The following is a 12,988-nucleotide window of genomic DNA, read 5'->3' on the forward strand; positions in this document are numbered from 1 at the left end:
AACCCTTTAAATTAGATTATAGGGTTATAATATGAAAAAGCCCGACGTTGTGCAAGCCCCCAAATCCCACTTCGACCTGGTTGGGGGGCATGTGGCGCTCGATTTCGTCAATACGGTCGGCAACCGTCTGGATGCCAAGCTGTGGCGTGATGACCTGGCCACGCCGGGAAATTTCGCCGACTGGATCGTGGCGGCGGGTCTGGACCCGGAGCCCTTAAAGGCGCTCATTGGTGCGTCCGAACTGGATGAGGTACGCCGGGCGCGCGAAACCCTGTATGCGCTGTTCGCCGCGATCGCCGCCCAGACTCCGCCGGAGGCCGGGCCCGTCGATGTGCTCAACCGTATGCTGAAAGATATCGGCGCCAAACGTCAGCTCAGCGCCCATGGCGCCGGCCTGCGCTGGGCATGGCGCGATGGAACCCGTGCGTCGGAGATTGTTCTGTCCACCATCCTGTCGCAGGCCGTCGATTTGCTCAGTTCGGAGACGGCCGGCAAGATCCGGCAATGCAAGGGGCATGGTTGTGGGTGGGTTTTCCTCGACCGGGCGCGCTCCGGTCATCGCCTGTGGTGCAGCATGCGCGACTGTGGCAACAAGGCCAAGGCGCGGCGGCATTATCAGCGCGTTACGCAGGCCGGCAGTCCGAGGTAAAATACGGCGTGAGGCGGTTGCTTGTATGCACCGTATCGCAGCGAGAGTCAGTTTTCGGCTGAAGCGTCCTGCCTCATGAACACTTTGGCGGCACGGCGACTGTAATCGATCATTGTCATGACGGACAGGGCGGCGCCCACATACAGGGCGCCCAGACCGACCTGTGCCCAAAGCACCGGCTCGGCCATGGCCGGCGTGATCAGAAGCGCGAAGCCCAGGAATTGACAGGCGATCTTGATCCGCTCAAGCGGCGTGACGCGGATATTCAGCTGGCCGGGCAGGGCTTCGTTCAGGCCGGCCACCAGCAGGTCGCGTCCGATCAGCACGACCGCGACGACGATCAAGCCAAGCGACGGGGCGCCGAACGACAGCAGGCCGGCGAACAGGGTCAGGGTCAGCATGCGATCGGCCAGGAGATCGAAAAACGCTCCGAATGGCGAAGCCTGATTGAGTTTGCGCGCCAGGTAGCCGTCGAGGATGTCGGTTAGCCCGGCCAGCAGGAAGACAGCCAGGGCCGCGTAGCCCGGTCCCTGGGTGAGGAGCGCAAACAACGGAACCATCAGGCACAACCGCGCCCCGGTCAGCACATTGGCGATCTTGAAACCTGCTTTCATGTCTGACTCCAGTCCCGGGTGATGATCCTGGCCGCCGTTTCGCCATAGGCCATCAGGTCGCGCACCTGAGCCGGCGGCATGTCGAGGTTCATTCCGCCCTGAGCGCGCGTCAGGCCGATACGGTAGATGCGTGCCGCGCAGGCAGGATCGCTTATGAGGGTTCGCGTGTGGGCCTCGCGCATGGCGCAGACCATGGCCCACAGAAAAACAAACGGCCCACCAATGGCGTCGGGTGCGCGCGGTTTGTCGACTTCATCCGCCAGGGTCCATACGCGGCGATCCAGGTCGTCGCTGGCGCTCAGGCTTTCAAGATCGACGCCAAAGGTTGGGTGCGCCTTGTCCGCCCGGTCGAACACTGTGTGCGGAAAGTTGAGCGCCAGCCCGCCGTCGCTGAGATAGTGGCGTGTCCTTCCGGCTTCGATCGGTACCTGGGCCAGCAGGCCGGGACAGCCCAGACTCATGCGGACAGCCACGAGGACCGGCAGGTCGTCGGTGGCGGGCATCCGCCACAGGGACGCGGCGGGGTCGGACTGTGTCGCTTTCAGATGCAGCATCACGGAAAGCGGGAACAGGGCGGCCCAGACTCCGGGGTCGAAGCAGATGTCGTCGTCCATCTCCGGCAGCATGTGGATGCGACCCGCCGTGATGTTGGTGGTCACCACCCGCAGATCGATGCCTGTCCGGCGCAGGTCGCCGAAGGTCAGTACTCGGTCACGGTCGCAACCCGCGACATCGGACAGGGATTGATCCAGCCAGTCGGTGATCGCGGGTTGGCCGGCATGTTCGCCCAGGCCGCTGCATATGCCGAAATGGTAGTCGCTGGCGGCCAACCGGACCCGATGTATCACATAGGCGCAAAGACCCAACAGGGCACCGAACAATGCCGCCACGGCTATTCCCGGCCAAGCCCTGGGATCGCCCACAGTCAGGCCGAAGGCGGCATCAAACAGAGCCAGCGTACCGGCGCCGCAGATAAGGCCAGTCAGGATGGAGGCATACAGGCTGGCCAGGGCGCGTCCCCACCGCGGTTTGAACGAGCCGGGCGCGAGGAAGATGACTGCCTTCATCAGGGCGCGAAACGGTTTGGCTAGCTGGAAAAGCGATGGCAACAGATGTGGCAGGGCTTCACAGCGCGTTTTCAGGCGGTCGAAGCCGTGAGGATCTCCCGACTGACGGGCATACTCCCCCGCCGCTGCCAGCGCCGCCGCGATCGCACCTGCCGAGGCGCCGGCGAGACCGCGAAAGCGCCAGCTCTGCGACAGGCCTCCGATGAGGGAACCGTAAACCAGGCCTGAGGCCACGCCACCTTTTAGAACCAGATCGCAGTCGCGCAACGCCATGTGACTATCCCTGCGTCGAATCCGAGCTCCGCAGGGATTATGCTACTGAACATCGTTCAAAATTGAAAGCGATTTTACAGTAGCGCGATGGCGCTGTCGTAAAAGTCATTATGGCGTGGCGAAAACCGTTAGCCCGCGAGACACGGAGCGGAGCGTACTCAAGTACGTGAGCACCGTATCGCAGTGGGATGACGCGTTTGCAGACCGCCAGAATGACTTTTAATCGTTGTCCATTTTGAGGGCAGCGATAAACGCCTCTTGCGGAATTTCGACCTTGCCGAACTGCCGCATCTTCTTCTTGCCTTCCTTCTGCTTTTCCAGAAGTTTCTTCTTGCGCGTGGCGTCGCCGCCATAACACTTGGCCGTCACGTCCTTACGCAGTGCGCGGACGGTTTCGCGGGCGATGATCTTGCCGCCGATCGCCGCCTGGATAGGAATGACGAACAGGTGCTGCGGGATCAGGTCCTTCATCTTCTCGCACATGCCGCGGCCGCGCATCTCGGCCCGGTCGCGGTGGACCAGCATCGACAGGGCGTCAACCGGCTCGGCATTGACCAGGATCGACATCTTGACCAGGTCGCCTTCGCGGTAGTTGTCGATACTGTAGTCGAAGCTGGCATAGCCCTTCGAGACCGATTTCAGGCGGTCGTAGAAGTCGAAGACGACTTCGTTGAGCGGCAGTTTGTAGACGACCATGGCGCGCGGGCCGACATAGGACAGGTCGACCTGTTCGCCGCGGCGGTCCTGGCACAGCTTGATGATGGCGCCGAGATAGTCGTCGGGGCAGAAGATGGTCGCCTTGATCCACGGCTCTTCGATATGGTCGATGCGCGACGGGTCGGGCATGTCGGCCGGATTGTGCAGATCGATCTCGTCGCCATTGTTCATATGGATCTTGTAGACGACCGACGGGGCTGTCGCGATCAGGTCGAGATTGAATTCGCGGGTCAGTCGTTCCTGGATGATTTCCAGATGGAGCAACCCCAGGAAGCCGCAGCGGAAGCCGAAACCCAGGGCGGCCGAGGTTTCCATTTCGAACGAGAAGCTGGCGTCGTTGAGGCGCAGGCGGCCCATGGCGGCGCGCAGGTCTTCGAAATCGGCGGCGTCGACCGGGAAGATGCCGCAGAAGACGACCGGCTGGACTTCCTTGAAGCCCGTCATGGCCTTGGCCGTCGGCTTGCGCTCGTCGGTGATGGTGTCGCCGACGGCGGCGTCGGAGACTTCCTTGATCTGGGCGGTGAAAAAGCCGATCTCGCCAGGTCCCAGCGCCTCGACATCGGTTGCCTTGGGCTGGAAGACGCCCAGCTTGTCGACCTTGTAGGTCGCGCCGGCGTTCATCAGCTTGACAAGTTGGTTGGGTTTCATGATGCCGTCAAAGACGCGGACGAGGACGACGACGCCGAGATAGGGGTCGTACCACGCGTCGACCAACAGAGCCTTCAGCGGCACGGTATTGTCGCCCTTGGGCGCGGGCAGGCGGGTGACGATGGCTTCCAGGACGTCTTCGATGCCGAGGCCGGACTTGGCCGAGCACAGGACGGCGTCCGACGCGTCGATGCCGATAACGTCCTCGATCTGCTGACGGATGCGCTCGGGCTCGGCGGCGGGCAGGTCGATCTTGTTGAGGACGGGAACGATTTCGTGGTTGTTGTCGATGGCCTGGTAGACATTGGCCAGGGTCTGGGCCTCGACGCCTTGCGAGGCGTCGACGACCAGGATGGAGCCTTCGCAGGCGGCCAGGGACCGCGAGACTTCGTAGGCGAAGTCGACGTGGCCCGGCGTATCCATCAGGTTCAGGATATAGGTCTTGCCGTCGTGGGCCTTGTAGTTGAGGCGAACGGTCTGGGCCTTGATGGTGATACCGCGCTCGCGCTCGATATCCATATTGTCGAGGACCTGCTCCTTCATCTCACGCGCGGTCAGGCCGCCCGTATATTGGATCAGCCGGTCGGACAGGGTGGATTTGCCGTGGTCGATGTGGGCGACGATGGAGAAGTTACGGATCAGGGACAGGTCGGTGCTCATGCGCGGCGGATAGCATGATGCGGCTTGGTTTCCAAGCTTTTGTGATGGATCGGTGGTGCGGGGCGTTTTGGGTTGGCGATGGTCGGTGGGAACACAGATGTCTCAGTATGCCGAGTCAAACCTATAACCTTTGACCGCCATGGCACAGATGGTTCGAGTGGAGGGCCGGCCAGGGGGCTAAGGGTCACGTTTAAAAGCGCGTAGGATCTAAACAGGGCGGCTGCGGGCATACCGTTCGTAAATCACGATGTCGGCGGTCGCATAGTTGATGAGACGTGCGATTGGCCCGTATTTGCGGGCTTGCCGAGATTGCGAGATCGGGCCTGAGTTCTTCCAACCTGCAAATTTTTTTAAAAATAATAACATTTAGAAACAATGGATTAGTTGGCGCGGCAAAAATAGTTGGGGATGGCCGCTAAACAAATTCCAAAATCTTCCGATTGAGTCTTTGAACAGAGCAGAGTCCGGCGCAGCGCCGGCGGGTTGAGGGGATTTGTCATGGTTGCAGTTGTAACGGGTGCGGTGCGCGGGCTTATCGGTAATTCTGCCATGCTTTTGGGGTCCCAGGGACAACTGGGTACGGCCCTGCTGGGGCAGGCGGGGAACCGGGTGACGGTCAATGCCGCGACGGGCAATCTGGTGATCCAGAGCCAGGATGAGATGCTGCTCGGCAAGGGGCCGGACGACGTCATCACCAATACCTATAACAGCCTCGGCAACTACACGGCCAATGACTGGCAGGAAAGCTATCAGCGCCATGTCGGCTCGTTGAGCGGWACGCGCAATCAATACCCCAGTACAATCACGCGCTATGCCGCCGACGGTTCCGAGATCCTGTATACCTACGCCAACAGCGGAACCTATAGCGGGCTCTATGTCGCCAACGAGTCTGGGGGGGCTTACGATACCCTGGCCTATGCCGCAGGCGAATGGACGTGGACGGACGGCAAGTCACGGACAACGGAGATCTATGACGACGCCACCGGCCGCCTGAAGTCGGTGAAGGACGCCGACCTCAAYGCGATGACCTATAGCTATGACAGCAATGGCCGGCTTGACCGGATCACCATGGCCAATGGCGACACCACGCACGACTTCACCAGGTTCACCTATCTCAATGCGACTTCGTCGCTGGTGAAGTCGATCGAGACGACGTTCTGGGATTCGGCCAGCGTCGTGAAGACCCAGACGCGGACATCGTACGATTACGACGGCTCGGGGCGCCTGACCACGGTGACGGTCGACCTGACGCCTGAAAATACCGCAGACAGCGAGACCTACGTCACGACCTACGGATATGATGCGGCCAGCCGTATCAACTCGATAACGCAAAGCGACGGCACGAAGCTGGACATCGTCTACACGACGGGCGGCCTGGTCGCGAGCGTGACCCAGACCGTGGATGCGTCGACGACCACGGTGACCTCGTTCCGCTACGGGACGGGGTGGACGACGGTCACCGATCCGCAGGGCAACAGCACGACCATGGTCTATGACGGTAATAACCGCCTGATCCGGTTGATCTCGCCGCCGGCGGTGACCGACGGCCCGCCGCAGTTGCGGACGTTCACCTACGACAATGACGGCAACCTGCTGTACAGCGCCCTGCTGCCCAACAGCATCGGCGACGTCAACTTCACCAACTACACCACGACGTGGAACGACCTGACCATCACCCCGTCGGTGGCGACGACCCAGTCGACCGAGCGCGACGGCGGCGTCATGGTCTATCGCCGCACGACCAATGCGACGGCGGCCTCGGGGACGGTGATGTCGCTGGGACAGGGCACGGCCCTGTCGTCCTACACCGCGGTGACGCCGGGCCAGACCGTGCAGTTCAGCGCCTATACGGCGACCTCGGGCGCCGGCTCGGTCCGGCTCAATGCGGTGTGGCGCAATTCGAGCGGCACAGTGCTGAGCACCACCACCATCACCGGCACCAAAGGCGGTTCGCTGATGACGGCCGGCCCGGCCTCCGGCAACTTCGTCAGCGGATCGGCGACGGTTCCGGCGGGGGCGGCCTATGTCGAGCTGATGGTCGATGCGACGGCCGACGGCACAGCTGCGCTCGTTGTGGCCATCGCGCGTCCGACCCTGGTGATCCTGGGCGGCGCCCAGGCGCCGGCGACGACCTATACCTACGATGCCAGCGGCAATGTGCTGTCGATGACCGACGCCCTGGGTCAGCAGACCCTGTACAGCTACGACAGCAAGAACCAGTTGCTGACGCGGACGGTCTATGCCGATGCGTCGACGCCGCAGACCACGCGCTATGTCTATGACACCGAAAGCCACCTGGCCTATGCCATCAGCGCCCTGGGCGAAGTCACGCTGTATAACTATGACAGCGCGGGCCAGAATACCCGGGTGACTCAGTATACGACCAATACTTACGACGTGTCGACCCTGGCGATCGATGCTGCGCCGGCGCTGGGGACTATGAATAGCTGGGTGTTGGCGATCGCCGACAAGTCGAAGACCCTGCGCACCGATTATACCTACGACCAGCGCGGGACCTTGTGGACGGCACGGACTTACAGCCAGATCGATTCCGCCGGCACGGCCACCTTGTCCAACACGACGACCTTTGGCTATGATCAGGCCGGACGCCTTATCAGCCGTGTCATGTCCGGAATGACCGGGACGGAGAGCTATATCTATGACGGCCTCGGCCGGGTGATCAAGTTCACCGCCTTCAACAACAAGGAGACCAGGACCGACTATTACGACAATGCGACCGGCTTGCAGGCCGTGGTCACGCTGGCCAACGGAACGACCCAGACATCGACCTATGACCGGGCCGGGGAACTGGCCACCTATGCGGTCAGCGGCAGCAATGTCAGCACGACGCTACAGTATACCTATGATTCCAACGGCAACCTGATCCGCACGACGGACACGACGACGTTATTGTCGAGCTACGGCGTCTATGACGAACTGAACCGCAAGGTGGCCGACGTCGCCACCGACGGCAGCGTCACGGCCTATGTCTACAACACCTACGACCAGTTGGTGCGTACGGTCGCCTACGGCAACAGGCTGACCACGACCCAGCTCAATCTGTTGAAGACTGCCACGACCTCGTCGGCCTCGATCACCCTGTCCCAGGTGACGCCGGCCACCTCGACGACCAATGATCGCCTCAACTGGAACATCTACGACGCCGACGGGCGGCTGGTGCAGACCATCGACGGGCTGGGCGATGTGGTCGCCTATGCCTATGACAAGGCAGATCGCCTGATCAAGACCACGGCCTATGACACAGCCGTCTCGGTGTCCACCTTCCTGACCACGCCGCCGGTTGCGCCGGTGACGGTGACGACGAGCTCGACCAAGGACCGGGTGACACGCGCCTTTTACGACAATGACGGCCGCCTGGTGGCGGCGCTGGACGCCGAAGGCTACCTGACCCAGACCGAGTATGACGGCGCCGGCCAGAAGCGGCACACCATCGCCTCGTACAACGCCACCGTGGCGGCCAACCGGGCGACCGGCACCCTGACCCAGCTCAAGAGCGATGTCGGCACCAATGCCGCCAACGACATCCACAACTGGTACCTCTACGACAATGCCGGGCGCCTGAGGGCGGCGGTCGACGGCGAGGGCTATGTCACGCGCTACGACAACTACAATGTCCCGGGGTTTGTCGGCAAGGTAACCCGCGGCGGTGCGACGGTCACGGTCACGGCGACGACGACGTGGGACAGCCTGCCGGCGGCCTCGGGCAAGCTCGAGGTCACCGACTACACCTATGACCAGTACGGTCATACCAAGACTCAGATCCTGACCCTGACGGGCGGGGCGACCGAAACGACGACCTACGTTTATGACGATGTCTACAACCTGACCAGCCAGACGACGGTGAGCAAGAATGCGCTCAATGCCAGTCTGCAGGACGACCGGACGGCCAATATCCGTTACGACGGCCTGGGCCGCAAGACCGCCGAACTGTCGGGTGTCGGCTCGGCTGTCCTGGCGACCAAAACCCTGCAGGCCGACAAGGATCAGGTGTGGACCGACTACGCCACGACCTATGCCTATGATACGGCGGGGCGCCTGATCTCGCAGCGCGACGCCGACGGCAACCGCACCCTGTACTATTACGACGACAACGGCCGGCTGGCCTACCAGGTCGATGCGGCCGGCGGCGTTGTTAAATACGCCTACAACGCCTTCGACCAGAAGAGCGACGTGTGGACCTACGCCACGGCGATCGGGACTGCTACCCTGGCGACCCTGACCGGTGGCCGCATCGTCACCGCCCTGACCAATGCCATCGTGGCCGACGGCAACCGCGACGGTCATAGTGTCATCGCCTACGACGTCGACGGCAATGTCAAGAAGCTGACCACCGACCGGGTGGTGATCAACAGCGTGCTGCAGCAGGAAGTCACCGACTTCACCTACAATGCCTTCGGTGAAGAGATCAGCCGGCTCTCGCCCTACAAGAATACGGCGACGGTCCAGCGCGTGCAGACCGACCGGGCTTACGACCGGCGCGGCCTGTTGCTCAGCACGACGGCGGATTTTGCGGCGCTGAAGCTGAAGACCAGCTACAGCTACGACGGCTTCGGTCGCGTGAAGGACGTCACCGATCCGAACAACACGGTGCGCACGACGACCTATAATCGCAACAATCAGGTCTGGTTGCAGAGCGACGGCCTGCCTAATGCGACCGAGTACACTTACGATGCCTTCGGTCATGTGGTGACCCTGAACGACCGGACCGGGGCGGAAACGCTCTATGACTACGACGCCTTCGACCGCAAGATCACCATCACCGATCCGAATGGCACGACGACCATCACGACCAGCAATGCCTACGGCCAGACGGTCAGGGTCGTCGATCGCAGCAACACGACAACGACCTATGGCTTCGACGCCGACGGCAACCTGACCTCGACGAAGGATGGTCTCAATAACGATGAGGTCCGTCTCTACGACAAGGCCGGTTTCCTGAGCAGTGTCACCAGCGCGGCCGGGGTGGTCACCACCTACAGCTACGAGGGTGGGCGGCTGAAATCCGAGACGGTGACCAGCGTGTCCGGCGGACTGGCGACGAACTGGGTCTATGATGGAAAAGGGCAGGTGGTGACCGTCACCGACGCCACCAACATAGCGACCACCTATACCTACGACCTGGCCGGCAACAAGCTGACCCAGGCGGTCGATCCGACCGGCCTGAACCTGGTCACCAAATGGGACTATGACGGCAACAACACCCTGACGGTGACCTCGCCGGCTGGGGTCGTCACCCTGTACACCTACGATGCGGTCGGCCGCCTGGCCTCCGAGGCGGTCGATCCGACAGGCCTGAATCCGACGGGCCTGAACCTGACGACGTCCTACAGCTATGACGCCGATGGCAATGTCATCGCCATAACCAACCCTGAGAACAAGACGACGCGCAAGGTCTATGACGCCAACAACCGTATCATCTTCACGATCGATCCCAACGGCATCGTCACCGGCTACGGCTACGACTATGAAGACCGGCTGACCCAGACAACCCAATATGCCGCCCTGTATACGGCAACCGGGACGCCGGTTCTGGCCACGCTGCAAGCCCTGAGCACGACCGGCGCCAGCATCACACGCACGGTCTACCACGCCAGCGGCCGCGTGATCTACAGCATCGATCCGACCGGCGCCGTGACGGGTTACAAATATACCGGCAATGAAAGCCAGGTCACCCAGACCACCCTGTACAATACGCTTTACACCACACCGCCGACCGGACCGGATGTAAACGGCCTGAACGCGCTGAGCACCACCAATGCCCGCATCACACGGACCGTCTACGACGCCGCCGGCCAGATTACCTACAGCATCGATCCGCTCGGCGCGGTGACCGGCTACAAGTATGACGCAGACGGCCGGGTCATCCAGCAAACGCAATACGCCACGCTCTATACCACGACCGGCACGCCGAACGTCACGACCCTGAATGCGTTGAGCACCACGAACGCCCTAATCACACGAACCGTCTACGACGGCGCCGGCCGGGTTATCTACAGCATCGACGCGACCGGCTCTGTCACCGGCTACAAGTACGACGCAGACGGCCGCGTTACCCTGACCAGCCGCTATGTCACCCTGTACACAGCGACGGGCACACCGAACCTGACCACGCTGAACGGTCTGACCAACACCCTCGATGTCGTGACGCGGGCCGTGTACGACGCCGCCGGGCGTGCCGTCTACACCATCGATCCGGCCGGGTTGGTGACGGCGTACCAATATGACGGCGACGGTCGCGTCACCCAGACCACCCGCTATTACAATGCCTTCACCGCCACGGGTGTGCAGACCCTGGCCTATCTGCGCGATACCTGGGTCCCGACCAAGGCCTATAGCAAGGACCTCAGAAGTTATTCCTATTACGATGCGGCCGGTCGCCTGACCTGGTCACTGTCACCACTGGCCGACGCGTCAGGCCTGAATACCGGATCGGTAACGGGCTATACCTACGACAAGAACGGCCGCGTCATCCAGACCGTGCGCTACGCCACCGAACTGACGGTGACTGCCGGTACGACGCCAACCCTGGCTGACGTCCAGACGATTGCTAGCAATGCTTACGTCCATACGTACGACCTGACGACGCGCTATGCCTATGATGACGGCGGTCGCCTGGCCTATGCCATCGGTTCGGCCGAAGGTTCGGCGGAAACGATCGACGATGCGGTCACCGCCTATATCTACAACAGCCTGGGTCTGGTGATCCAGACCGTACAATACAATACCCGCTATTCGCCGACCGATATGCCGGATGCGGGCACCATGGCGACCTGGGTCGGCGACTATGGCGGTGTCAACGGCGGGACCTATGACGCGGCGACGCGCTCGCTCTATGATGCGGACGGGCGGGCGATCTATACCGTCAGTGCCGCCGGCACCGTGGTCAAATACGACTATGACAGCTTCGGCAGGGTTACGAAGGAGACCGATTACTCCGCCACCTATACGACCGCCGGCACCCTGGTCAAGACGACGATGGACGGCCTGAGCACGACCGGCAGCCGCGCGACGACCTATTTTTACCGCGCCGACGGCACCGTCAACTACACGATTGATTCCGGCAGCCGCCGTACCGACTATAGCTACGACAACCTGGGCCATGTGACGCAGACATCGTTCTACCTGACCACAGCGTCTACCGAAAAGCTGATCACCCGCCACGTCTATAACAGCGTCGGGCGCGAGGCCTATACGATCGATCCGGCCGGGTCGGTCAGCGCCTACACCTACGATGCGTGGGGCCATGTCGTCCAGACCATCGCATACAGCAAGGCGTCTGCCTTCACCAGCGCGCCAGACATGACGGCGATGGCCAATTGGGTGACGTCGAATGCCGACACCACCAACGACCGTGTAACACGCGCACTGTATGACGACGACCACCTGATCTACGCCGTCGACGGCTACGGCGCCGTTACAAAATATAGCTACAACAATCTCGGCCTGGTCAAGGCCATGATGCAATACGCCACGCGCTTTACAGCGAGCGGCGTCTTGGCCTGGTCCGGTACAGCGCTTCAGGGCTTGACGGTCGACGCGACAAACGACCGCAACACCAGCTATGCTTACGACAATGACGGCAACCTGAACAATGTGATCGATCCGGCAGGTGTGCAGACGCACAGCTGGTACGATGCCTTCGGCCGCAAAACCCGGACGGATGTCGCCTACAGTTCGACCGATGTCGTTCGGACAAACTGGACCTACGCCACCAATGGCATAGTCACCCAGACCGCGGCCTATGGCGCCACGGAGGTGGTGGTCACCAAGTCGACCTACAATGCCCTGGGCCGCCTGGCCAGTTCGACCGACGGTAATGGCTATGTCACCACCTATAACTACTACAAGGACGGTCGCCTGAAGACGACCAGCGTACCGACCGGCCCGGCCACGGGCTCCCTGTTGGCGGTGACGACCCGCGTCTACAATGCCTTCGGCGACCTGGTCAAGCTGACCGACCCGAACCTGAACGTCGGCTACTTCTACTACGATACCCTGGGCCGCCAGCAATGGCAGATCGATGCCATCGGCTACGCCACCGAAACGGCCTACAGCCTGGACGGCGGTATCAAGTCGGTCAAGCGTTACGCCACGCCCGTCGACCTCGGCGCCATCAGCACGACCAATCGGCCGGCTACGGCTGTCAACGACACCTACAACGAAACCAAATTTACCCGTGACGGCGACGGTCGCGTCCTGACCAGTATTGACGGCGAAAACAATACCACGACCTACGAATACGACGGCCTGGGCAATCGCACAAAGATGACCAACGCCTCGCTCGCGGTAACGACCTACACCTACTACACCAATGGCCTGCTGAAAAGCGAGGAACGGCC

Annotated in this window: 5 protein-coding genes; 2 read left to right on the forward strand and 3 right to left on the reverse strand. The window is 61.8% G+C overall.

Annotated elements, in window-relative coordinates:
* The first annotated feature begins 31 nt into the window (after positions 1-31).
* Positions 32-649 carry a CGNR zinc finger domain-containing protein gene (locus AC1DXO_RS16195; protein ID WP_476979204.1) on the forward strand — a complete coding sequence of 206 codons (618 nt, stop codon included), beginning with the start codon at positions 32-34 and terminating at the stop codon, positions 647-649.
* A 47-nt stretch (positions 650-696) separates the two neighbouring features.
* Here the strand turns inward: AC1DXO_RS16195 and AC1DXO_RS16200 are convergent, their stop codons facing one another.
* The 3 genes from AC1DXO_RS16200 to lepA all read right to left on the reverse strand — a co-directional run bounded on the left by AC1DXO_RS16200 (position 697) and on the right by lepA (position 4,628).
* Positions 697-1,263: a CDP-alcohol phosphatidyltransferase family protein gene (locus AC1DXO_RS16200; protein WP_476979205.1), complete on the reverse strand. Its 567-nt coding sequence runs from the start codon at positions 1,261-1,263 to the stop codon at positions 697-699.
* A complete protein-coding gene (locus tag AC1DXO_RS16205; RefSeq protein ID WP_476979206.1) occupies positions 1,260-2,603 on the reverse strand; it encodes a patatin-like phospholipase domain-containing protein in 1,344 nt (447 codons plus the stop codon). Before AC1DXO_RS16205 ends, AC1DXO_RS16200 begins: the two co-directional genes overlap by 4 nt.
* 219 nt (positions 2,604-2,822) lie before the next feature.
* On the reverse strand, positions 2,823-4,628 hold the full coding sequence (gene lepA / locus AC1DXO_RS16210) for a translation elongation factor 4 (RefSeq protein WP_476979207.1): 1,806 nt from the start codon (positions 4,626-4,628) through the stop codon (positions 2,823-2,825).
* A 498-nt stretch (positions 4,629-5,126) separates the two neighbouring features.
* Here lepA and AC1DXO_RS16215 point away from each other — a divergent pair.
* Positions 5,127-12,988, forward strand: a 7,862-nt coding sequence (locus AC1DXO_RS16215) for a hypothetical protein (RefSeq protein WP_476979208.1), incomplete at its 3' end; no start/stop codon positions are given.

Source organism: Asticcacaulis sp. P2_C5 (assembly GCF_056404555.1).

Coding starts and splice junctions, on each gene's coding strand:
- lepA (WP_476979207.1), bottom strand. CDS start 4,628: ATGAGCACCGACCTGTCCCTGATCCGTAACTTCTCCATCGTCGCCCAC.
- AC1DXO_RS16205 (WP_476979206.1), bottom strand. CDS start 2,603: ATGGCGTTGCGCGACTGCGATCTGGTTCTAAAAGGTGGCGTGGCCTCA.
- AC1DXO_RS16200 (WP_476979205.1), bottom strand. CDS start 1,263: ATGAAAGCAGGTTTCAAGATCGCCAATGTGCTGACCGGGGCGCGGTTG.
- AC1DXO_RS16195 (WP_476979204.1), top strand. CDS start 32: ATGAAAAAGCCCGACGTTGTGCAAGCCCCCAAATCCCACTTCGACCTG.